The 22,770-nt window shown below is 42.2% G+C and carries 20 protein-coding genes and 1 riboswitch; of the genes, 4 read left to right on the forward strand and 16 right to left on the reverse strand.

Annotated features, from left to right (window positions below; translation table 11 throughout):
- Positions 1–36: 36 nt before the first annotated feature.
- The gene (locus tag IGI71_RS10620; protein ID WP_231434813.1) at positions 37–1,128 is read left to right on the forward strand and encodes a DUF871 domain-containing protein; all 1,092 of its coding nucleotides are present in this window, start codon (positions 37–39) and stop codon (positions 1,126–1,128) included.
- 53 nt (positions 1,129–1,181) lie between these two features.
- On the opposite strand, the gene IGI71_RS10625 is transcribed toward IGI71_RS10620, so the two are convergent.
- Entirely contained in the window at positions 1,182–1,817 is a 636-nt protein-coding gene (locus IGI71_RS10625; protein WP_005229679.1) for a lysophospholipid acyltransferase family protein, read from the reverse strand.
- 137 nt (positions 1,818–1,954) lie between these two features.
- On the opposite strand from IGI71_RS10625, the gene IGI71_RS10630 reads away from it, so the two are divergent.
- Positions 1,955–2,689 carry a tRNA1(Val) (adenine(37)-N6)-methyltransferase gene (locus IGI71_RS10630; protein WP_005229677.1) on the forward strand — a complete coding sequence of 245 codons (735 nt, stop codon included), beginning with the start codon at positions 1,955–1,957 and terminating at the stop codon, positions 2,687–2,689.
- Complete coding sequence (locus IGI71_RS10635; protein ID WP_005229675.1) at positions 2,679–2,957, forward strand: GIY-YIG nuclease family protein; 279 nt, start codon at positions 2,679–2,681, stop codon at positions 2,955–2,957. The genes IGI71_RS10630 and IGI71_RS10635 overlap by 11 nt, the downstream gene beginning before the upstream one ends.
- 86 nt (positions 2,958–3,043) lie before the next feature.
- Here IGI71_RS10635 and IGI71_RS10640 read toward each other — a convergent pair whose 3' ends face one another.
- Positions 3,044–3,736 (reverse strand): hypothetical protein, encoded by a 693-nt coding sequence (locus tag IGI71_RS10640; RefSeq protein ID WP_005229673.1) that lies wholly within the window; start codon positions 3,734–3,736, stop codon positions 3,044–3,046.
- A 231-nt stretch (positions 3,737–3,967) separates the two neighbouring features.
- Positions 3,968–4,040: riboswitch (Fluoride riboswitch) on the forward strand.
- Positions 4,041–4,132: 92 nt separating this feature from the next.
- On the opposite strand from IGI71_RS10640, the gene IGI71_RS10645 reads away from it, so the two are divergent.
- The gene (locus IGI71_RS10645; protein ID WP_121260985.1) at positions 4,133–5,344 is read left to right on the forward strand and encodes a chloride channel protein; all 1,212 of its coding nucleotides are present in this window, start codon (positions 4,133–4,135) and stop codon (positions 5,342–5,344) included.
- Positions 5,345–5,403: 59 nt separating this feature from the next.
- Here IGI71_RS10645 and efp read toward each other — a convergent pair whose 3' ends face one another.
- The 14 genes from efp to IGI71_RS10715 form a co-directional block, all read right to left on the reverse strand.
- Complete coding sequence (gene efp, locus IGI71_RS10650; RefSeq protein ID WP_005229668.1) at positions 5,404–5,964, reverse strand: elongation factor P; 561 nt, start codon at positions 5,962–5,964, stop codon at positions 5,404–5,406.
- Between the two features lie 74 nt (positions 5,965–6,038).
- Positions 6,039–6,977 (reverse strand): cation diffusion facilitator family transporter, encoded by a 939-nt coding sequence (locus tag IGI71_RS10655; protein WP_233784951.1) that lies wholly within the window; start codon positions 6,975–6,977, stop codon positions 6,039–6,041.
- A gap of 103 nt (positions 6,978–7,080) precedes the next feature.
- A complete protein-coding gene (locus IGI71_RS10660; protein WP_005229664.1) occupies positions 7,081–7,650 on the reverse strand; it encodes a DUF2179 domain-containing protein in 570 nt (189 codons plus the stop codon).
- Between the two features lie 362 nt (positions 7,651–8,012).
- Positions 8,013–9,584, reverse strand: coding sequence for a WxL domain-containing protein (locus tag IGI71_RS10665; RefSeq protein ID WP_430615691.1), 1,572 nt, complete (start codon positions 9,582–9,584; stop codon positions 8,013–8,015).
- 14 nt (positions 9,585–9,598) lie between these two features.
- Positions 9,599–11,023, reverse strand: a complete 1,425-nt coding sequence (locus tag IGI71_RS10670; RefSeq protein ID WP_430615694.1) for a pectate lyase-like adhesive domain-containing protein — start codon at positions 11,021–11,023, stop codon at positions 9,599–9,601.
- 424 nt (positions 11,024–11,447) lie between these two features.
- A complete protein-coding gene (locus tag IGI71_RS10675) occupies positions 11,448–12,209 on the reverse strand; it encodes a hypothetical protein (RefSeq protein ID WP_231434817.1) in 762 nt (253 codons plus the stop codon).
- A gap of 81 nt (positions 12,210–12,290) precedes the next feature.
- Positions 12,291–14,744, reverse strand: a complete 2,454-nt coding sequence (locus IGI71_RS10680; RefSeq protein ID WP_231434818.1) for a glycogen/starch/alpha-glucan phosphorylase — start codon at positions 14,742–14,744, stop codon at positions 12,291–12,293.
- Between the two features lie 117 nt (positions 14,745–14,861).
- Positions 14,862–16,295 carry a glycogen synthase GlgA gene (glgA, locus tag IGI71_RS10685; protein ID WP_231434819.1) on the reverse strand — a complete coding sequence of 478 codons (1,434 nt, stop codon included), beginning with the start codon at positions 16,293–16,295 and terminating at the stop codon, positions 14,862–14,864.
- Positions 16,292–17,443: a glucose-1-phosphate adenylyltransferase subunit GlgD gene (gene glgD, locus IGI71_RS10690; protein WP_016610808.1), complete on the reverse strand. Its 1,152-nt coding sequence runs from the start codon at positions 17,441–17,443 to the stop codon at positions 16,292–16,294. The genes glgA and glgD overlap by 4 nt, the downstream gene beginning before the upstream one ends.
- Entirely contained in the window at positions 17,433–18,575 is a 1,143-nt protein-coding gene (locus tag IGI71_RS10695) for a glucose-1-phosphate adenylyltransferase (RefSeq protein WP_016610807.1), read from the reverse strand. Before IGI71_RS10695 ends, glgD begins: the two co-directional genes overlap by 11 nt.
- Positions 18,576–18,606: 31 nt before the next feature.
- Entirely contained in the window at positions 18,607–20,553 is a 1,947-nt protein-coding gene (glgB, locus tag IGI71_RS10700; RefSeq protein ID WP_231434841.1) for a 1,4-alpha-glucan branching protein GlgB, read from the reverse strand.
- Between the two features lie 176 nt (positions 20,554–20,729).
- Positions 20,730–21,137 (reverse strand): hypothetical protein, encoded by a 408-nt coding sequence (locus IGI71_RS10705; RefSeq protein WP_060792227.1) that lies wholly within the window; start codon positions 21,135–21,137, stop codon positions 20,730–20,732.
- A gap of 94 nt (positions 21,138–21,231) precedes the next feature.
- Positions 21,232–21,678 carry a hypothetical protein gene (locus IGI71_RS10710; protein WP_060792226.1) on the reverse strand — a complete coding sequence of 149 codons (447 nt, stop codon included), beginning with the start codon at positions 21,676–21,678 and terminating at the stop codon, positions 21,232–21,234.
- 187 nt (positions 21,679–21,865) lie between these two features.
- A complete protein-coding gene (locus tag IGI71_RS10715) occupies positions 21,866–22,684 on the reverse strand; it encodes a DUF1803 domain-containing protein (RefSeq protein ID WP_430615700.1) in 819 nt (272 codons plus the stop codon).
- Positions 22,685–22,770 lie beyond the last annotated feature (86 nt).

Genomic DNA, 22,770 nt, shown 5'->3' on the forward strand with positions numbered 1-22,770 from the left:
GTGTTTCGTGCGGTTTTTTAGAAAGAAGGAAAACCATTGAAACGAGAAATTGGCCTTTCGATTTACCCCGACCATAGTGATCCTTTACTGGATCAAGACTATTTAAAAAAAGCTGCTGCCCTTGGTTACTCTCGCTTATTTATGAGTATGCTAGAAGTCAGTGAAGGCAAAGAGACCGTCAGAAAAAAATTCTCTTCGATTATCGGCTTTGCCAAGAACCTTGGCTTTGAAACGATATTAGATATTTCGCCTGCTGTTTTTAGTGATCTGGCGATCTCTTATGACGATCTTAGCTTCTTTGCAGAATTAGGCGCGGACGGTATCCGCTTGGATCAAGGGTTTGATGGCAGTAAAGAAGCCCAGCTGACCTTTAATCCATTTGGCTTGGTGATTGAATTGAATATGAGTAATGATGTGAACTATTTAGAAAATATCCTTTCTTATCAAGCCAATGAACCTTTTTTATATGGCTGCCACAATTTTTACCCCCAACGAGGCACAGGCTTAACGGATGCTTTTTTCCGCAGCTGCAGTCAACGTTTTAAAAAATATGGGTTGAAAACAGCCGCCTTCATCACTAGTCAATCAGCCAAAATCGGCCCTTGGGAAGTCAATGATGGCTTACCGACCTTAGAATCTTGTCGAGATTTACCATTGGCGCTGCAAGGGAAGCTGCTTTTTGCTTCTGGGTTGATCGATACCGTGATTATCGGCAATGCTTATGCGTCGGATGCAGAGCTGAAAGCTCTGGCGGCGATCGATCGTTACAAGCTGACCTTTGGCGTTCTCGTAGAAGCAGAGGCCAGCGAAATCGAACGAAGAATATTAGCCGAAACCAATCATTTTCGGCGTGGTGACAGTAATGCGTTAGTCGCTCGTTCCACACAATCACGGGTGAAGTACCGTCCCATCGAAAACCTCCCTCATACAAACCAAGAACCTTTTGCCTATGGGGACATCGTTATCGGCAATGATACCTTTGGCCAATACAAAAACGAATTGCAGATCGTTTTGACCCCTCACCAAGACACACGGAAAAACAAAGTCGGCGCCATTTCAAGTGACGAGCTGCCTTTGTTGGAATATTTAAAACCGTGGACCAAATTTGCTTTCGAATTATTGGATTAACTCTTTAGAAAAAAGCCGCTGATCACAAAAGGATCAGCGGCTTTTCTTAGGTATTAATCTTCTCTTTTGGACTCATCGATTTGATAAACAAATGACGGATCAATCGCTTGATCCAGTGTGTCAAATGCACCCTGGATGCGCCGTTCGACTTCCGCCAAGCCCTCTTTGTCCATCTTTTTGATGTCACTGATGTCAATGGGCTCCCCAAAGCGGACGGTTACTCGCTTGCGTTTAAAAAGATCTTTTAACGTCAGCGGTCCTTGATAAACAGAGGGAACGATCTTGACCTTAGCCATTTTTGCGATCAACGCCATGCCGCCTTTTAAAGCCGTTGCGTGTCTCGTACCACTTGGAAACATGATCAAGCTAAGATCCGTTTCCTTCAAAATTTTGACTGGCGTCTTTACCGCGCTCGGTCCCGGTTTGTCTCGTTTAACTGGAAAAGCATTGGCATGGATCAAAATGAACCGTAAAATCGGGTTTTTGAACAGCTCTTCTTTCGCCATAAAACTAAATTTCTTTGGTCGAGCAGCCACTGCTAGGTACAATGGATCCCACCAGGTTCGGTGAGGAGCCACTAAAATGTAGTTTTCATTTTTAGGTAAAACCTCTTTGTTTTGATAACGAGCATTGCCGTTGATCAAAAATAATACTACGCGAACCACACCGCGCATAAAGCGAAAAAACATACTCATTTTCCTTTCTATTTCTCTCCTATTCAAGTATGCAAAAAAACGGTTTAAATGACAAGCATTTTTTAGCGTTTCCCATTATTCTTAATCGTAGTATAATACATTGAAATGAATTTAGAACAGGAGTATGCTTCATGTTGCAACCGAACGAACGCATCGACCAATTGTATGCCGATGACATCAAGATCATTCAAAGTTCCGAAGTTTTTTCTTTTTCATTAGATGCTGTGTTATTAGCAAATTACGCTAGAGTGCCAAAAAGAGGCGTAATCGTTGACCTTTGTGCAGGGAATGGCGCAGTCGGTTTATTTATCAGCAAAAAAACGACCGCTCATATTTATCAAATCGAATTGCAAGAACGCTTAGCGGATATGGCGCAGCGCAGTATCGAATTAAACGACTTGCAAGACCAGCTGACGGTCTATCCTTTGGACTTGAAGAACCTCTTTCAAAAAATCAAGCCTGATTCCGTCGATCTATTGGTCTGCAATCCCCCTTATTTTAAAAATGTACCGACGGCGATCAAAAACCCGAATCCCTATTTAGCGATCGCTCGGCACGAGATCACCACAACTTTAGATGAAGTGATCCAAACCGCTAGCAAAGCGTTAAAAATGAACGGACGGTTTGCGATGGTTCATCGCCCGGATCGCTTTCTCGATATTTTGGACCATATGCGCGCCCATCGAATCGCACCAAAGCGCGTCCGCTTCGTCTATCCGAAAGTAGGCAAAGAGGCCAATATTTTATTGATTGAAGGAATCAAGGATGGCAAGGCGGATGGCTTTAAAATTGATTCCCCTCTCATTACCTATGATGAAACGGGTGCCTATAGTCCCGAAGTGAAAGCGATGCTCTATGGCTGCTGAGAATCATTATTTTTATGTGTTGCGTTGCAACGATCAATCCTTCTACGGTGGTTATACCACTGATTTGAGCCGCCGCTTATTAGAGCACAACAAAGGGATCGGAGCAAAATATACCCGTCCTGCTAGTCGCAGACCATTACAAATGATCCATGCGGAAAGCTTTTCCACTCGCAGTGAAGCCACTCAAGCAGAAGCCGCCTTCAAAAAATTGTCTCGCAAAAAGAAAGAGGACTACCTGAGCAGCCATAGCGAGAGTAATGTTATCTGAGCAAGCATACAAAAAAACTACCTGCGCACGGAAGATTCCTGCTTGAAGGAGCTTTCTTTCGTGACTTAGGTAGTTTTCTTTTATGGTTATTCATTCCTATTTGGTAACGCCCATTGGGTTTGACTTTTCCCAAATTCTTTCGGGATCACAGAATCGACGGATTGATATTCGAGGGTTTCTTGAGACTTTGGAATCGTAATTGCCGTCAAATAGTTGTTGGTTTCGGAATAGAAGCCGATCGTTTCAAAGGAAGGATCAGTCAAATGGTATTGAACCCCCTGCAGCTTAGCCGTTGTTTCCTCTTCCACAAATGTCGGTTGATAGCGAGCATAATAAACCTGGGCGCCCATTTTAAAATATACGGAGTTATGAGCAGATCCAAGAAATTCAATCGCCCGTTCCACTGGTACTGCTTGATAGATCCCTAAAGTTTCAATCGCTTTATTGCTTTGGATGCGCTGATAAACTGCTGTAGTATCAGATTCGTAATATTTATAGCCTAAAAACATTTTTTCGCGGTCTCGGATATTCGGTGTGATCAGCGCATTATACGTTTTGAATTCACCATACACTTGATCTCCAATAAAAAAGCCTAGCAGACACGCAACGACTATGCCGCCAAGCAATAGCGTCACTTTCGGGTTACGGTTTTCTCGATAAAGCAGAACCATCAGGAACCCTAATAATGCGATCAGACCAACCACCATGAGAATTGGTAGGATCACATAGTAAAAACGCTCACTTTGCAGCCATTTTTCGATCGTCATAAATGCAATCATTCTTTTTTCCCCTTCGATTCCTCACTACCCACTGTTTTCCCCTTGGTCAACCAGTAGAAGGATCGTCCTTTCATCCCTTTTCTTGCCATTGACTCTTCCGACGCTCAATTCACATGTAAATTCTTATGAAATTAATTTTACCATAAGTATGTATAAAAGATAAGTATTCGTTGGATTGCTTTTCACGACCAGCATCCATTGACAAAACGAGGGTTTTATCAGATAATATTGATGCTAATAGGGAATGAATGTCTCCCTCAGTTCTTACTGAAACCGCAATTTTGCTAATGACTTCTACCACTTTTTTTTAGTGTGTAGTAGTCATTTTTTATTTTCACTCGTTCGTCATAGTTGCAAGAGCATTATTCCTATCTTTTTTAAAGGATCGTGATAGAAATGAAGAAACAAGAAACAACGTATTTTGAACTGACTGCATTAGGTTTGCTCAGTCTGGTGATTGGGGTGCTTGCTGGAGCTGTTGACACTTTCTTTGGCAAAATTTTACTGTTCTTAAGTGCCTTCCGTGAAAGTCATTTTTTGCCATTGATTCTCTTCTTACCAATTATCGGTATTTGCTTTACTTACCTTTTCCAAAAGTATGGCGATCGGAGTCCTCAAGGAATGAACTTAGTGTTTTTAGTCGGGCAGGAAGAAGAAAAAGATATTCCGTTGCGTTTGATTCCTTTTGTAATGGTGGGAACCTGGCTGACGCATTTATTTGGAGGAAGCGCAGGCAGAGAAGGAGTTGCGGTTCAGTTAGGTGCCACCATCGCCAATCGTTTAGGAAATTGGGTGCGACTAGAAAAGTACGCCAGCACCCTGATCATGATTGGGATGGCTGCGGGATTTGCTGGTTTATTTGAAACCCCCATCGCTGCGACGTTCTTTGCATTGGAAGTGCTTGTCATCGGTAAATTCAGTCATCATGCCCTCTTACCTGCTTTGCTGGCTGCTTTCACTGCTAGTACGACTTCTCAATGGTTAGGCTTAGAAAAATTTAGTCTTATGTTGCCTCAATCCGTCGATTTGACGATACCTGTTTTTCTGAAATTACTTGTGATTGGGTTGATTTTTGGTATGGTTGGCGGCAGCTTTGCGGGATGTTTAGAAACGATGAAACGCATCATGAAGCGGCGCTTCCCGAATCCACTGTGGCGTATTGGGATTGGCGCATTGGCGTTAGTCTTGCTTTTTGTTTTGTTGTATCAAGGGCGTTATTCAGGCTTAGGAACAAATTTGATCAGCGCGAGTTTCACGAAGCAACCGATCTATTCTTATGATTGGCTGCTTAAGTTGGTGTTGACCGTATTAACCATCAGCATTGGTTTTTTGGGTGGAGAAGTCACCCCTTTGTTTGCGATTGGCTCTTCTTTGGGGGTCGTGTTGGCGCCACTGTTCGGACTGCCTATCGAACTGGTAGCAGCACTAGGCTATGCCAGTGTTTTTGGCAGCGCCACTAGCACCTTATTTGCACCGATCTTTATTGGTGGAGAAGTCTTTGGCTTTCAAAATCTACCCTTCTTTGTGATCGTCTGCTCCGTCGCCTACTTTATCAGTAAACCTTATAGTATCTATCCTTTACAAAAAAGATCGGCAAAAGGACAATGAGCCACTTCTAAACACAACTTGAGCAAAGAAAAAACCGCGAACAAGTCGCGGTTTTTTTGCTATTTTGCACGTTTTAAATAAGTACCTTCAGCTGTATTGATTTCTAGCATTTCGCCTTCTTCAACAAAGTCAGGAACATTGACAACTAAGCCCGTTTCCATCGTTGCTGGCTTTCCTGAACCAGTCACAGTTGCCCCTTTGATTGATGGCTGTGTTTCAACAACTTTCAAGATTACACTTGAAGGTAATTGCACGCCGATTACTTCGCTGCCGAAGAATTGAATTTTTACTTCCATGTTTTCTAGAATGAACTTCATTTCTTCTTCAACCACTTCAACTGGAATTTCATATTGTTCATAGGTTTCCAGATCCATAAAGAATGCGGTATCGTCCATTGTATATAGGTATTGTACAGCTTTCGTATCGATATGCGCTTTTTCAAATTTTTCTTCTGGACGGAAGGTTGTATCGTAAGTAGAACCAGTCCGAACGTCACGTAATTTCATACGCATAACCGTATTTCCTTTACCTGGTTTGTGGTGGCTGGCATCTAATACTTTGATAAGTTTGCCGTCTTGAACAAACGTCATTCCAGCTCTTAAGTCACTTGCATTGATCATAATTTTGAAATCTCCTTCACTATGTGATAATCCTTGTCTATTGTATCAAAAAAAACAGCTTTATTCTAGCTAAATCAGTGGGAAGGTCGCACAAGTTTGCGCCGCTTTTCCATGTAGTGAGGATCGTACTCATCCGTTTCAATATAAATATAGACTTTTTTATCTGCCATTTGATGTCGAATCTCGGCTTCGATCTCATTAACGATCTCATAGCCGACCTCTTCTTGTTTTGCGGCAATATCGACTTTCGCTGCAATCAAAATTTCTGCTGGCCCTAAATGGACTGTTTTCACATCGATCAAGCGATCAACATCGGGACGTTCAAACGCTTGTTTGATCACCGCTAAATCACGTTTAGTAACACTTTCCCCAATCAGTAGACTGTAAAATTCGCGGGCTAAGAAGATCGCTGCTACCATCAATAAAAGACCAATCAATAAGCCGCTGAAGGCATCAAAAAATGCGTTCCCGGTAATCATTGTTAAAACCGTTCCGATCAGTGCGATCATCAGACCGATCACCGCACAAAAGTCTTCTGTGAAAATGATCAAAATCTCACTATGCCGACTTTCTTTCAAAAAACGATAGATTGGTTGACGTTCGACGTTTAGCTCGCGGATCTCCTTGATTGCGATCCACAACGAACTTCCTTCAACGATCATCCCGAAGATCAAGATAGCGATCACTAACCAAGTATTGCCGACTTCATGGGCGGGATGCAGCAGCTTTTCCACTGCTTCCATCACGCCTAATGCGCCCCCACCAAAGAAGAGCATCATCGCAACGATCGTGCTGAAAAAATATTTCGCCCGACCTTCACCAAACTGATGCAGTTCACTTTGTCCCTTTGTTGCCCGTTTATCACCGATCAATAAAAAGATCTGATTGCTGCAATCCACGACACTATGAATGCTTTCATTCAGCATGGCCGCACTACCGCTCAAGGCATAACCGACAAACTTACTGATCGCTACCAAAATGTTTGAGATCAGTGCAGCGATGACCGCCATCATGCCATTTGCTTTCTTTTCCACACCTAACGCTTCCTCTCATCAATAAACTCCCTGCTTATTATGCAACTATTCTTCACGAATGGATCAAGCTGCCTCTAGTTCCTCAATCAACAGGTGCTTGCTTTTTCAACTTCGCCTCTCTACGGCTGATTTTTTTGGTCCAAAAACCGCCCGAAATATACTTGGGTTCATAGCTGATGATAAACGCTCGCTCTTCCACCGCTTTGATCGTTTGATAGAGCTTTTTCTCACTTTTTCTTTGGGAAAGAATCTCTAAAATCAGTCGCGGGCCTTCCAATCCTTCACCAAAGCTTTGTGTCACACCATAACCCTCTTGTCGCAAAATCTTCGGCAAACTCTTTTCTTCATCCGTATTACTAGGTAGGATCACTGTGACCATTGTATAGCCCAGAGCCAGCTTATCTTCGATTTTGATCCCGATACTGACTCCTGCAGCATAGCCTAGTGCATAGAACAAGAGATTCAGCGGGTTATCCAAACGATCCAATACCATAGATAAGCCTAAAATATAGATCGTGATTTCGATCATACTCACTAATGGGGCAATCACGCGATACCCTTTCATTGTCAATAAAAATCGCAGTGTGTTCAATGTGACATAGGCGAGATTGATAAAGAAAATCATCGCCAGCATTTGTAGATCAACTTCCATCTTTGATTCCCCCTTGTTCTTAGCATATCAAAAGGCAAGCGAAAATTAAAATATTTGAGCAGGATTTAATTACTAAAATAGCTAAATAAAATTTATGCTGGAGAAGACACAGTGCTTAGGTGATTTTGTTGATGGCTACCATGTTATGATTTTGCTCATCGATACACTACCTGTGGTTTCACTCACTTCTATTGATTGAAAAGCGTATCTACCAAAGTGGGAAAAGTAGTGTAAACCACTACTCGTTTGTTTCAGACAAAAAAGAAGTCCAATGGCAAATGGACTTCTTTTTGTCTGATCAACTTTTACAGTGTTCGATCATATTCACGATTGCAGAACATACTTACTTGTTTTCCAAGGGGTTATTCGTCAGCACCAGGTACGAAACTCAGCTCCCAATGGATGGTTCCTTGATAACTTGTTGCTTGCGGCCTCGCGCCAATAGGGATTTCCAGCTCGACACTTTTTTGCATGGTATCCTCGTTTCCATAGCGTTGAATCCAAGTTCCCGCCCCTTGCTTTTCATTGGCACGTGCAATCACTTGGTTCTGCGGTCCCAGCTCGATTGCATCAAAGTAGTCTGGTGCTTCAGAGGGATTTTCTCTAGAGGTAACCATTTCAATATTCGTCAAATGCACACTCGCTCCTTTTAAGTGGTGCTTAAACGCATCCGTGCTAACGAACCCTTCCTCTGATAATCGGGCACTCAAGGTCCAGCCCTTTTGAAGAAATCGACGATCGGAAACCTGAATGTAGTTTGGTCGTTCGGTTGATTCATGATCATCCACTAAAGAAATTCGTTGCGGAAGCGCCGGATAGCGGCTTGTCGACGAGCGAATCGGTACTGTACCAAAATCGAATTGTGAAACAAAGTCTATACTGATAAACCCGCGATTTTCTGGTATCAAGGGTGGATTTTCAGGTAGAATCGGTTGATCAGGATCAAGGGGATCTTTTGGGTCTACGTCACCAATGGGTTCCACAGTGGTTGATGCTTCTGCCCATTTGCCATCAAGAAATGCCTGAGCGGTGACCACCTCACCTTGAGTAAAATACTGGAAAGGTTCTAAATCAGATAGATCAAGTAAATAATGCCCGTTTTCATCCGCTTGGCTGTGAAAATACGTGCTATTGCCAGCATTATCGACTGTCGTTTCAAGCGTCGGTTCTGGCATCAGTCCCTCTCTTTGGAATCGAAGGTAGCTACCAGGATTGGCGGTTCCCGAAATCGTATAGGCATTAGGTAAGGTTCTATCTTCTGTCAAAGGATCGATGGTCACCGTGACGTCTGGTATGTTCTCAAACAATAACCGTTGCGAACGAGAAGCAAACTGCGCGGCAAACCCTCGACTTGTTTCCTCATTTAGCGAAGATACGTTGGTCACATTGGTATTGGTTCCTGAAATCGCCGCAGTCATGGACAGAATCGGTTGCCACTGAAAATCAACTGTCTCTCCTGTATTTCCATGCCGCCACTGGCGAATCGCCTGATTCTTTGCAGTGATTCCTCCCCCTTCAATTAGACCATTTGTGGTGGTCGTTATGGCGCGGGTTCTTTGCAAATTGACACGCTTGGCATCGTCGATCGTCAATCTTGCGGGATTGTTGGCACCGGTAAAGAAAAGTAGCCGTTGGACAGCCTGTGGGCTGTCCGAACGAATATCTAAGGTAGCATCTTTGCCTACGTTGAGATTGCCAGTCGTGCCAGAGAAGTGGAAGATATTTGCGGTTGTATTTTGATTTGTTGCTTCAACCTCTAAGGTGCTGCTGTCTTCTAAGGTGACATGCGTATTGGCACTTAACCAGAAAATATGACTGTACAACGTTCGGTTTGCAGCAGCAACCGACAAGCGACTTTTTTCCATTAAGCGAATATCATGGGGCGTGCCTGATGTGATGACTGCTGGGCTGTTGTTTTGTGTATTTAGTGCCAATTCCGCGCCTTTTCCTAACTCAATGCGTCCATTGCCAGCGACACAAAGCGAATATTAGCACCGCCTGCTTCACCAGCTGAACCGTTGGCATTTAATGATAGTCGGGCATTATCCCCTAATACGAGACGCGCATTTGTATTATAAAAATCAAGATTTCCTGAGCTGATCGTCGACATTTCGACGTTTGCTCCCTCACGAAGCTCTATTTGGTTGATTTCAAAATTCGCCTGAGTATTTGTGTGAATCGTCCAAGAAGCATTGAAGTCTGAGGTATATCTAGGCGTTTGGTGTGAAACCGAATGTCCAGAAAAGCTGGCTCGAGAGTGCAACCCGTAAAACAACTGATTGCCCGTATGGTTAAGATTGTGGTACCGAATGATTGAACGCTGCTGATTTGACATATTCAAATCATGGTATTCAATTGCCCCCCAAAAGTTTCCATGGTAGAGTTTCAAATTTTGCAAAGTAATGTCCCACGGGGAGTCTGGATTGACACTGGAATCGCGAAAACAGATCGCTACGGCTCTAAGATCCATCTGATATTTGTCGAGGCCATCGATGATTAACGTTCTTGAGACTTCCCTGGCATTGATATAAACATAGGCTAATCCGCCATTAGGATTGACGCTGCTGCTCCAGCCGTCAATTCCCGTAATGCCCAAACGAGGATTATCGTTCGTTTGAAAACTGGCTGTCAAATAAATATAATTGACCGTCGGATCGACCATTGCAGCCATAAATTCGACCCAATTGGCAACTCCTCTTTTTTTTACGTCGTCGCCTAAAAGATAAAGATTGCCAGGATCAGATGCTGATGCCTCAGGAAGCTGGCTTTCTATTTCCTTCTCTTCTGCTACTTGATCTTCTCGATCCTCTTGATCCAAATGATCCAATTGACCAGTGGAGTCACTCGAATCAGTTTGCTCATCCTCTTGTGTGTCCGTAGGGTTTGTCTCCCGTGCTTCTTTTATTTCAAGCATTATCATTGAATCTGCTGCTTCAAATGGAAACGATCCTGCTGCATCAACTATCAATGGAACCAAAAAATCACTTCTAGGAGTATCGATCATTAGTTTCCAACCGTTCTCTTCAGTGAGTGGCGTGATCTTGACTCCCTTTGGCAACTCCTCTTCAGCAATAACCGCAGCTTTCGGCAATCGGATCGCTATTTCACTAATGGGACGGTCCGTATGAAACGCAACCAGTAACAGGTCTCCTACAGTCCCGGATTTCGTTGATTCATCAAAATAAATGGCAACTCTTTCCTCAGCCTCTTGCTCTCGTATCAGATCGAATGATTCACTCGCAACCGTTTTTTCCTCCAGCTGCGCAGCAAAGAAAACGTTTGAAGAAAACACACTCATGGTTGAAAAAAAGTAGAGTCCTCCAAGTAAGCCAATAATGATGGTGAAATATACCTTTCTCTTTTTCTTGTTCATTTGTTGATGCCCCACCTTTCAGCGTATCTTTCCCTTGAAATCGATCAAGGATCAGGCCTTCCCAAAGAGCAGCTTTAGCCATCAGGACGCTTGCTTCCCTTTTTCAATTGCAGCTGATCAGAAAACCACTGTCCTGCCACCGTTTGACTTGCCATCGATTTTAAATGACAAAAAAAATCGCCAATTAAAATAACAAACATTATAAATAACGATGGTTTTGATCGTTTCACTTTATTCTATAGCCCACGCTATTGCTTAGTAAAATCAGAATATTCCTCAGGCGGTGAAAAATGTATTTCAACTAATCACTTTGTGAAATCGATAGTTTCGGCACACAAAAAAAACAGCTAGATGTTAGCCATCTAGCTGAAATCATTCATCGTTATGCTCAAAGGACCACTTCTATTAAGAGTAACTGTCACTGCTATTTAGAACGAAAATAGCCATTTGAAGATTCTTCTTGTTGATCGTCTTCAATCATTCCTTTTAATGATCGATCTAAAACGGAACGTTTTTTCTCACCATTTTTTTTATTGCTGGCTCGAAACTCACTGCGTGTCATCCCAACAGAGGGGTGGCGATTGAATTTTTTGACGGTCGGATCATTTTCTTCTTTGACTTGATAAGCTGCTGGTTCAGTATCAAACAACAAATAACTTTCTTGTTTTTTTGCCATTGCATCCATCAAATCGTTCGGCGTAATTTCAGGTTTTTGCTCATCTGGAATAATCGATGCAGGAATATATTTAGGCACGAAATAAGAGCGCCCCGAATATTCTTTTTTCGAAGAAACAGGAACCTCAGCTTTTTCCTTCTTACTGGTCACTTGATAAGAAGAATGGTTCGCCTCTTTGCCAAAAAAGTTGGTTTTTCCTGTTGGCATCTGCTCTTTCACTGGACGTTTTCCGTACTGAGGCAAGTTGGCACGGTGATTGGCAAGCTCTTCTTTTTGACGAACATTGTGCCCCCGATCGCGTTGGCTGGACTGCACTTTACGCTGCAAAGATTGATTTTCTTCCTTGTGAGAATGACTCACGGAATCTTTGATTTCGGTTAAAATCCAATCATCTGCTTTACTGAATGCGGGGCGATGCTCGGATTGCAGCTTCACACCATCTGTATCATCATAAGCAGGAAAACGGAAGTGTTTTCGTTTCACATCTAAATAATTTGCCACTGTACTCATCCTCTTACATGCATTTTTTTCATCATACCATAAATTAAGGAGAATTTCACGAAAGACTACACCATTTCAGATGAGGACACTTCAGCTAAATTCGGCTGGAGGCACCGTCTCAGTCAAGCTTGCTGCATTCGGTTCTTTGACATGGGCAAATAATGGATCGATCTGCCAAATATCTGCAGCATAATTTCGCACCGTTTCATCTGCCGAAAATTTGCCTGCATTCGCAATATTCATTAGGCTGACTTTACGCCAACGTTGCGTATCCTGATAGGCACTATCTACCCGATGCTGCGCGTCACAATAGGCATGAAAATCCTTTAATAAAAAGTATTCATCATTGTATTTCAAAAGGGAATCAAAGATTTCCCGACCTTCAACTTGAATATTCGGGATCGTCCCATCAATAAAGGCATTGACCACCCGTTGCAAGACTGGATCTGACTCATAGTAGGTGTAAGCAGAATAATTATGCTGGGCGTAATACTGATACACTTCTTCTTCCGTCAACCCAAAGATCGCAATGTTTTCATCACCGATCGCATCTCGAATCTCAATATTGGCACCATCTAAAGTCGCGATCGTTACTGCCCCATTTAGCATCAACTTCATATTGCTTGTCCCTGACGCTTCTTTAGAGGCCAATGAGATTTGTTCACTGACATCCGCTGCTGGAATGATTTTTTCTGCTAATGAAACGTTGTAATTTTCTAAAAATATAACCTTGATTTTATCATTGATGGTTTCATCATGATTGATCAGATTCGCCACTTCATTGATGACTTTAATGATCGATTTTGCGTAGTGATAGCTTGGTGCTGCTTTGGCACCAAAAATAAAGACTCTTGGATGAAACGCTGCAGTCGGATCGTCTTTGACCTCAAAGTAGAGCTTCAAGATATGCATTAGATTCAGCAGTTGTCGTTTGTACGCATGCAGGCGTTTGATCTGCACATCAAAAATTGCCGTTGGATCTACTGTAATGCCCGTTGCTTTTTGAATGTACTTTGCCAGTGCACGCTTGTTACTCATTTTTGCGTCGGCAATTTGTTGCAGAACGTTTTCGTCCTCATAATAATTTTTGAGCAGCTGCAGATCCAAGGGGTCATTGCGCCAACTCGTACCGATCGACTGATCCAGCACTTTGGCTAATGGTTGATTGGCTAGCTGAAGCCAACGCCGTTGTGCGATGCCGTTGGTCTTATTGTTGAAACGGGCAGGATAAATGAGATAGAAGTCATGGAGTACCACTGATTTTAGTAAATCAGAATGGAGCTTGGCTACCCCATTGACACTATGGCTGCCGATGATGGCTAGATGTGCCATATGGACTTGATCATCAATAATGATTCGCGTCCGATCCAGTAAGGCTTGCGGATGGACCCCTTGCATTCCTTCGACAAAGCGCCGATCAATTTCTTTGATGATCTGATCCATTCTCGGCAACACTTCTTCAATCATGCGAACTGGCCATTTTTCTAAGGCTTCCGCCATGATCGTATGGTTCGTATAACTCATGACTTTCACGGTGATCGCCCACGCTTGTTCCCAAGCAAGGCCTTCTTCATCAACTAAAATACGCATCAGTTCTGGGACACAAAGCGCTGGGTGCGTGTCGTTGATATGGATTGCTACTCGTTCACTGAGCATCGCTAAAGGCAGATTCGATTTTTTATAATAGCGAATGATACTTTGAATGCCTGCAGAAACAAAAAAGTATTCTTGCATCAATCGTGTGCGTTTGCCAATCTCGTTTGAGTCATCTGGATATAAAACAGCAGTCAAATTTTCTAAGGCTTGCCGTGATTCCAATGTCGCATAATGCGCCTCATCTTCAGCAGGAACTTCGACACTCCACAAGCGCAGTGTGTTGATGTGTTGATTCTGATAGCCAACCATCGCGGTGTCATACGGAACTGCCCGCCAGGTAAAGCCGCCTTCATAGACTGGCGCTAGTTTTCCGTCCTCTCCCGTAACGAGATAGACCTGCCCACCAAATCGAATAGGCACCGCTTTGCTTTCTTTGCGGACTTCCCAGACATTCCCAGAACGTAACCAATCATCTGGTAATTCTACTTGATGGCCGTCAATAAATTTTTGTTTAAATAATCCATAGCGATAGCGAATCCCGTTCCCATTTCCCGGCAAGCTTAATGAAGCCAGCGAGTCCATAAAACAAGAGGCCAAACGACCGAGGCCCCCGTTTCCTAAAGCCATGTCTTTTTCTGTATCCGCAACGTCATCAAGGGAAACGCCTAACTCTTCAAAAACGGCTTCCGCTTGCTCCAACAGCTGCATATTCAACAAATTGCTTTTTAGCATTTTGCCAGGCAAAAATTCGATTGAAAAATAGTACGCTTGTTTTTGATCCTCCAGCAAGAGATTTTTTCTGGTTTGACGCCAGTCTTCTGAATACATTTGCTTCACCACATTGGCTAGTGCTTGAAACAATTCCTGTGGTGAAGCTTCATCCACTTCAATCGCAAAGAGTTCATGAACACTGATTTCTAGCAGTTCACGCAATCGTTCTTTTGTCATAGGGTTACACTCCTTTTTGCATTCAATTTATAAAAAAGAAGAATCCTTGCCGCCAAAATTACTAGTCTTACAACTAGCAGTTCTGTTGCAGACAAGGATTCTTCTGTCTTAAAACAATCAAACTTTGATAGTATTATACAACTGGATATAAAGATCGGAACTTTGATTCCAGCTGAAATCTTTTTCCATTGCTTGCTTGACCAATACGTTCCACGTTGCCTGATCAGATTGATACAATTCGATCCCTTGCTTCAAGGCATTCATCAAGTAAAATGGTGAAAACTCTTGAAAGCCAAAGCCGGTACCTTGTTTCGTGATCGGATTATAGGAATCTACCGTATCTTTCAAGCCACCGATTTCGTGAACGACCGGTAATGTACCATAACGCATCGCGATCATCTGTGACAGTCCGCATGGTTCGAAGGCGGAAGGCATCAAGAAAAGATCCGCTGCTGCGTATAACTTTTGCGCCAATGCAATATCAAAAGAAATCGCGGCAGCACATTTGTCAGGATATCTCTGAGCAAAATAGCGAAAGCCTTCTTCAAAATCATGTTCGCCAGTCCCTAGTAAGATGAACTGAACATCAAATTGCAAGAGATTTTCCATTTCTTCAAGGACCAAATGGAACCCTTTTTGAGTGGTCAAACGGCTAACAACAGAAATCAATGGGACATCTTTACGGGTAGGCAAACCAAATTGTTCTTGTAGCGCTCGCTTGTTTTTAGCTTTTCCTGATAAATCTTCGACACTGAAAGGATAGTCCAAATGAGGATCGGTTTCTGGATCGTTCATTTCGTAATCAATTCCGTTTAAAATGCCGCTGAGTTTGCCGCTTTCCATACGTAAAATCACTTCAAGCCCACAGCCAAACTCAGAGGTTTTGATTTCTTCACTATAGGAAGGACTGACCGTCGTGATGCGGTCCGCATACAAGATTCCTGCTTTCATAAAGTTCAAGCAATCGTTTAAACGTAGTGTGCCATCATCGTATCTCTCAGTCCCCATACCAAAAAGATCTGGTAAAATATCGCGACTATACCACCCTTGAAACCCAATGTTATGGATCGTCAAAACGGTGCGTATGTTTTGATACGCTTGAATCCAATGATATTTTTCTTTGATCAAGAAGGGAATCATCGCCGTATGGTAATCATTGACATGCACGATGTCTGGAATAAATTCAATGCGTTCCATCATTTCGATCACGGCTAATTGGAAGAAAGCAAAGCGTTCCCCATCATCATAAAAATCATAGAGCCGTTCGCGGCCAAAATAGTAGAGATTGTCTATGAAATAATAGGTCACAGAGCCTAGAACTAATTTTTTGATCCCACAATATTGCTTGCGCCAGCCGACCGCCACTTCAAAGGAAAAACAATCTTCCATTTGCTCCTGGTATTCAGCAGGCATTTTCGTGAAATAGGGTAAGACCACAATCGTCTCGACGCCTTTTTTGACCAATTCTTTTGGTAATGCCCCTGCAACATCCCCTAATCCGCCTGTTTTAAAAAATGGGGCGCATTCCGCTGCTGTAAACAGAACCTTCATGCGCTTGCCCCTCCAATAACGTCTTGGGTCACATGAGAATTTTTCTTAATGACGATTGGCGTTTCTTTGGTTCCTTGCACTTTGACACCTTCTGCGATGGTCACATTTTTATCTAGGATCGCATAAGAGACTTCGGCACCTGCTTTGATCTCATTATTTCCGAAGATGATCGCTCCTTTGACTTTTGCTTCAGGATGGATCTTCGTGCGGCGGGCAACGAGTGACTGTTCGACCGTTCCTTCCACGATGCAGCCAGAAGCAAAGTGGCTATTTTTCACGTCAGATGTTTCTGAATAATACGTTGGCACTTCGTTTTTCAGTTTGGTATAGATCTTTTGATTCGAATAAAGCAACGACGTAAATTTATGCACATCGAGCATATCCATATTTGTTTGATAGTAAGAAGAGATGTCATAAATGTTACTTAAGTAACCTGTGTACTCATATAGACCTGTATTTTCAACAGCGATCATTTCTCGTAAAAATTGACCGAGGTCTGCCGTTGCGCCAACTTTTTGCCCCTCTTTTAGCGCAGCGATCAGACGATCTGTTTGAATGATAAAAATATCCGTACATAAGTTGACAAGGTCACTGACCTCACCTTTTTTCGCTTGGATCGCTTCTTCTAAGTGACCTTCACTGTCTACATTGAACAACAGATCACTTTCGCAAACATTGTCACTGCTGATGCGTTTGTATACGACGGTCATTTCATTGCCTTGTAGCTGATGGATTTTCAGCAAGGCACGCAAATCAATGTTGCATAAGACTTTGCTGCCCATAAATACGGTATGATCCGATTTGGATTTTTCCAAATAGTCGATGACATTATAATAATACTCTTGTCCTTCTGCTTGCTTTTTCAATGAGTCTTGGAACAGGTGAATAAAGAAACGATTTTGTACGCCGTCCAAGTTCCACTCTTTTCCGCCACCGATATGATCGAAGACCGACTGCGTTTCTCCTTCATTGAAAATCATATAGACTTGTTTGATATTGGCATTTTCGATACTTGAAAGATTAAAATCTAACAAGCGATATTTGCAGTCAAACAATAAAGTCGACAGCGGACGGTTTTCTGTTAATGGCATCAAGTCTTGGTATCGTTGCAGATTCCCTAAAATCGCACACATTTTATTAGTTCTCATCAATCGTCACCCCTAAAATTTCAGAATAGCCGACTACGGCAATTTCGTCTGTTCCATCGATCTCTGCATCGTCACCAATCACTGCATTTTCCCCAACGATCACTCGGTTTAATTTAACATTTCTACCGATCACCGCTCCAGGCATGATCACGCTGTCCTTGATCGTCGATCCTTCTTTCACCTGCACATTTTCTGATAAAATACTGTGCTCGATTTCCCCTGCAACATAACAGCCATCCATCACGAGAGAGTTTCTCGCAGCCCCGGTCTCAGTCACAAAATGTGGTGGTGCGATTGGGTTTTTAGAAAATACTTGCCAACTTTTATCCCGAATATTCAACTCCATTGCTGGATCAATAAATTCCATATTGGCTTCCCACAATGAATCGATCGTTCCTACGTCTTTCCAATAGCCAGAGAAGCGATAGGCAAAAACGTTGTCGCCGCTTTCGAGATAAGAAGGAATGACATGTTTCCCAAAATCGACCATTTCGCCATCTTTTGTATAGTTACTCAACAGCATACTGCGCAGACGACTCCAATCGAAAATATAGATCCCCATTGAAGCGAGATTGCTTTTTGGTTCGGCTGGTTTTTCATCAAATTCGATGATACGGTCATTTTTATCGGTGTTCATGATTCCGAAACGCGAGGCATCTTTCATCGGTACTTCGAGAACTGCAACCGTCAATGAAGCATCATTTTCTTTGTGTTTTTCCAGCATTTCTTCATAATCCATTTTGTAGATATGGTCCCCTGATAAAATCAAGACATATTGCGGGTCCATCTCATCGATATAAGCGATGTTTTGATAGATCGCATGGGCGGTTCCTTCAAACCATTTTTCGCCTTCTGAATTTGAATATGGCTGTAAGATCGTCACACCGGTACTAATTCCATCCAATCCCCAGCTTGCACCATTTCCGATATGGTTGTTTAGTGCTAATGGCTGGTACTGAGTGACAACACCCACATTTTTGATTCCTGAATTGACACAATTACTCAACGTGAAATCGATGATCCGATATCTGCCACCAAATGGAACCGCTGGTTTAGCAATATTCTTTGTTAATTTCCCTAATCGAGTCCCTTGTCCCCCTGCGAGGATCATTGCTAACATCTCTGTTTTCATTTCGTTTGGTGATCTACTCACCGTTCCCCCTCTACTCTTTTTTTTGTACTTTCTTTACTGCTTTTTTTCGAGTCATTTTGATTTTTTCTGGTTTGATGATTAAAGCCCCAAGTGCAGGCAAAATTGTTTTGATTTGATAGTCGTATTGCTTAAAAGGGGTATTACTGGTCTGGCAGTCTGGGTTATTCGCCACCCAAGTTCCACCAAATACATCCCGTTCCGTGTTTAAAATCTCGCGATACGTTCCTTCGTATGGCACGCCGATCGCAAAATCGTGACGCTCCACTGGTGTCAGATTGACAACCACGATCAAGAAATCTTTTTTCGTTTTTCCTTGTCGTAAGAAAGTCAATGTCGTTTCATCTAAGTTGTCTGCATCGATCACCATCAATGAATCTTCTTGATCATCCAATTCCCAAAGGGCTCGTTCTTCTTTGTATAATTCATTCAAGGTCCGGGTGAAGAACTGCATTTTTGCATTGAATGCGTCGTTTAAATCGACCCATTCAAGACCATGATCATATTTCCATTCTAAAAACTGTCCCCATTCACTACCCATGAATAACAGTTTTTTCCCTGGATGCATCATCATGTACGTATAGAGATTTCGTAGTTGTGAAAACTGTTTGTAGCGGTCTCCCCACATTTTGTGCATCAAACTTTTTTTGCCATGAACCACTTCGTCATGGGAGAGTGGCAAGATATAATTTTCTTGCATCCGATACATGAAAGAAAAAGATAAAAGGCTTAGATGATCTTTACGGAAAATCGGGTCCATTTCGTAAAAACGCAGGACATCATTCATCCAGCCCATATTCCATTTGTAGTCAAACCCGAGAGCGCCTCCTTCGACCATTCCTGTTATTTTGGTCTCGGAAGTACTTTCCTCTGCAATCATGACAACTGCAGGATGGGCTAACTTGATGACTGAATTGAGCTTTTGTAAGAAATAGTACCCTTCAAAATTCCGATTGCCCCCTTCGTGATTCGGTTCCCATGGACCTTCATCATAATCGCGATAGATCATGTTGGAAACGGCATCTACCCGAATACCATCAATGTGGTAAAATTCGATCCAGAACAATGCACTTGAGATCAGAAAGCTTTGGACTTGCGGTTTGCCTAGATCAAAGTTGATCGCACCCCAGCGAACATTTTTCGCACGGTTTTCATCCATGTATTCAAAGGTCGGCGTGCCATCATAATAGGCAAGACTGTCATCATTGACACAAAAATGTCCTGGCACCCAATCAACGAAGACACCTATATTTTCCAAATGACAAGCCTCTACAAAGTCTTGAAATTCTTCTGGTGTCCCATAATAGGAGCTAAGTGCAAAGTAACCAGTCAATTGATAGCCCCAGGAGGTTCCTAAGGGATGTTCCATCAAAGGCATAAATTCGATATGGGTGTAGCCCATTTTTTTCACGTAAGGAATAAGTTCATCTTTTAATTCGGAGAAGCGATAAGGGGTGCCATCTTCGTGGTGCTTCCAGGAGCTGGCATGAACTTCATAAATATTAAGAGGTCGATTAAATGTTTTTTGTCTTTTTTTCCGTCCTTGCCATAACCCATCCCGCCATCTTTTTTGTGGGATCGAATGCAACACGGCAGCAGTTCCTGGTCGAGCTTCAAAATGGACAGCAAAAGGATCGATCTTCAATACTTCTCGTCCATTTGATTGTTTTACTTTGTATTTGTAAAGCTGTCCTTCTTTTACTTGGTTGGTCTCAATTTCCCAAACACCGGATTCCGTCCTTTTGTTCATCGGCAAGGTATCCGTCCATTGGTTGAAGTCGCCAACAAGCCAAACTTGCTGAGCATTTGGTGCCCAAACGCGAAACACGTAGCCATCATCTACTTGATGGGCGCCTAAGAAATGCTGTACATAAAAATTTTCACCACTCAGAAAGTCTTTTTCCGCAGTCAGTACCTGTTGTTTGGTAACCACTCTCTCATCAGTCCTCCTCAAATTCATTTTGATCGCTGACTGAAATGCCAACGACCTTGTTACGCTCTTTCATCTTTTAGAAATCGTTTCAAATCAACTACATCTCTCTATCTAGCATAGCATAAAACACTGCGCTAGTAACGCAATAACCCTAGTTGCCAACAAATAATCTTTGACAGAAAAAACAGCTTGAACGTATCTGTTCAACCTGTTTCAGCTCTACTTTTTAGCTTTTGGAAAATGAAGTATGTGACTACACTTAACTGAAACAAACTTGCCAAAAACAGGATGAAAACAACCATCACCGGAAGTGTCTCAGTTAATTCAACATATGCCAGCAGTGTCCCAAATGCAGAAGAGGCGGAGCAAAAACACCAGAATCGAAACCCATAAAAACTCGTCACTACGGTATAAAGACTAATGATCCCCAGTAAGAAAAACTGAGTAAACCGGTCAAATACCGTGTCGGTATAATAAATTTCACCTAACATGACTTGGATCGTACCAAAACTAGTTGGTACTTTATAAAGCGTCAGCAATGCACCGATCAAACTGAATGCACCAATCAAAAGATGACTGCCAGCTAAGCTGATTCGAATGTTTAGTTTCACGCGTCCTTCACAACCTTCAATCTTCGATCCTTTTATGAAAACAACTGCTTCAACAGCCGTTTTCTTTCTTCGCTAGAGCCGAAATCATCTTCTATTATTTTGCCTGCCAAAGCACTTTTACTTGTCCGTCAGTGTAAACTTTATAGGCTTTATTTACAGCAAATGATTTACCAGTGTGACCAATCAAGTAATAATTCCCATCACAGTCAAACTCAGTCTCACTCAATAGTTTATAACTCGTTACAGGACCATCAGCCATTTTCTTTGCTAAGTAACGCATGGCATGAGCTGGATTCACTAGATAGTTTTGCTTGACTAGCCAATCAATGATCACGGAAACGATCGTATTTGCCCCAAACCGTTCCTTTTGTTTTAACGCAAGAATGAGATCGCCATCAGAAAAACGCGTTTCATCGATCCCCGCTTTTGTAATTGCTTGTCGAGCAGCTTCTATTTCTGACATTGATACGAACGTAATCATTTCTGCTTTCGTTTTGTTTTGTTCCAACTGTTCAAAATCAACCGTTTTATATCCTTCCATTTTTATATCCCCTTTCAAAGTTCTAGAATCATCATATCATCAAGAAATCAAAACTCCAAACAAAACGATTGTTGTTTTTTAATTTTTATTCATCAAATTATCATTTGAAGAAATAAAAAAAAAGCTGCTAGAATCGAATCTAGCAGCTTTTAAATAGTTAGAAAATTTAAAACAAATAACATAATTATTAGAAATTATAATTATTATTGAAATAAAGCGTATTGTATGAACCTGATTTTTTTGCCAAGTGAGCAATCACAAGCCGTTGGACGAACAGATCCTTTTCAGAAGTCTGATAACGACCGTTTTTTAGATTATCACAATTTATTTCTTCCAGCAAGAAATCTACCTCGGAACTAACGATTTTCAACTGTTGAAGTGATTCCAGAAAAATACTCGGACGGACTTTTTTGTTTTTACGAATGCGTTCAAGGATCACACTCACTTGGTCTAAGTAATAGACTGGATCGACATCACCGATCAAATCCATTAATTCATCATAGATCGCAAGAGTACGCAACTGTTCATTCGCTTCAAAAAAAGCCGGCAGTGTCGGTGGCCACTGTGTTTCTGAGTAAGAGATCAACTGAAACTGTTCATGGCTCAATGCATAGACCGCTCCTTGTTCAACCCCTTGCAGACAACCATAAAAGTATTTATTTTCAACACTTGACGAAGCAAAGCTTTTGATAAACCCAGCGATTTCTTGTGTTGACCAATTGCGCGCAGCTTGATAGAAATCATCACTTACTTGTATCTGCTGTTGATCATGTTCAGTATAGATGGGAAAGCCTAAATAATAGCGTCGTTCTTGACGGATGATCAACTTTTCTGCGATCAAGCGGTCAAGAATTTTATCAAATGAACCATCTGTAAACTTCGCTTTTAACGCTCGTAGTGTCGGCGGCTCTTGGCTATTTAATAGCTCCTCTACCAATTCATGGAATTTCGAAGATTCCAGTATCGGTTGCAATGAGCGAAAGTGGGGACTATAAAAAAATTTCACTGCGTGTACTCCTTATCCAAACAATCATGAAAAATGCTGGCTTGATCTACCAAAACAGATCTCACCAGCATTCAGACAGTTAGCTT

It is taken from the genome of Enterococcus sp. DIV1279b, from assembly GCF_050531515.1.
GTDB lineage: Bacteria > Bacillota > Bacilli > Lactobacillales > Enterococcaceae > Enterococcus_D > Enterococcus_D casseliflavus.

Coding starts and splice junctions, on each gene's coding strand:
- IGI71_RS10625 (WP_005229679.1), bottom strand. CDS start 1,817: ATGTTTTTTCGCTTTATGCGCGGTGTGGTTCGCGTAGTATTATTTTTG.
- IGI71_RS10630 (WP_005229677.1), top strand. CDS start 1,955: ATGTTGCAACCGAACGAACGCATCGACCAATTGTATGCCGATGACATC.
- IGI71_RS10635 (WP_005229675.1), top strand. CDS start 2,679: ATGGCTGCTGAGAATCATTATTTTTATGTGTTGCGTTGCAACGATCAA.
- IGI71_RS10640 (WP_005229673.1), bottom strand. CDS start 3,736: ATGATTGCATTTATGACGATCGAAAAATGGCTGCAAAGTGAGCGTTTT.
- IGI71_RS10645 (WP_121260985.1), top strand. CDS start 4,133: ATGAAGAAACAAGAAACAACGTATTTTGAACTGACTGCATTAGGTTTG.
- efp (WP_005229668.1), bottom strand. CDS start 5,964: ATGATCAATGCAAGTGACTTAAGAGCTGGAATGACGTTTGTTCAAGAC.
- IGI71_RS10655 (WP_233784951.1), bottom strand. CDS start 6,977: ATGATGGCGGTCATCGCTGCACTGATCTCAAACATTTTGGTAGCGATC.
- IGI71_RS10660 (WP_005229664.1), bottom strand. CDS start 7,650: ATGGAAGTTGATCTACAAATGCTGGCGATGATTTTCTTTATCAATCTC.
- IGI71_RS10670 (WP_430615694.1), bottom strand. CDS start 11,023: ATGAACAAGAAAAAGAGAAAGGTATATTTCACCATCATTATTGGCTTA.
- IGI71_RS10675 (WP_231434817.1), bottom strand. CDS start 12,209: ATGAGTACAGTGGCAAATTATTTAGATGTGAAACGAAAACACTTCCGT.
- IGI71_RS10680 (WP_231434818.1), bottom strand. CDS start 14,744: ATGACAAAAGAACGATTGCGTGAACTGCTAGAAATCAGTGTTCATGAA.
- glgA (WP_231434819.1), bottom strand. CDS start 16,295: ATGAAGGTTCTGTTTACAGCAGCGGAATGCGCCCCATTTTTTAAAACA.
- glgD (WP_016610808.1), bottom strand. CDS start 17,443: ATGAGAACTAATAAAATGTGTGCGATTTTAGGGAATCTGCAACGATAC.
- IGI71_RS10695 (WP_016610807.1), bottom strand. CDS start 18,575: ATGAAAACAGAGATGTTAGCAATGATCCTCGCAGGGGGACAAGGGACT.
- glgB (WP_231434841.1), bottom strand. CDS start 20,553: ATGAATTTGAGGAGGACTGATGAGAGAGTGGTTACCAAACAACAGGTA.
- IGI71_RS10710 (WP_060792226.1), bottom strand. CDS start 21,678: ATGGAAGGATATAAAACGGTTGATTTTGAACAGTTGGAACAAAACAAA.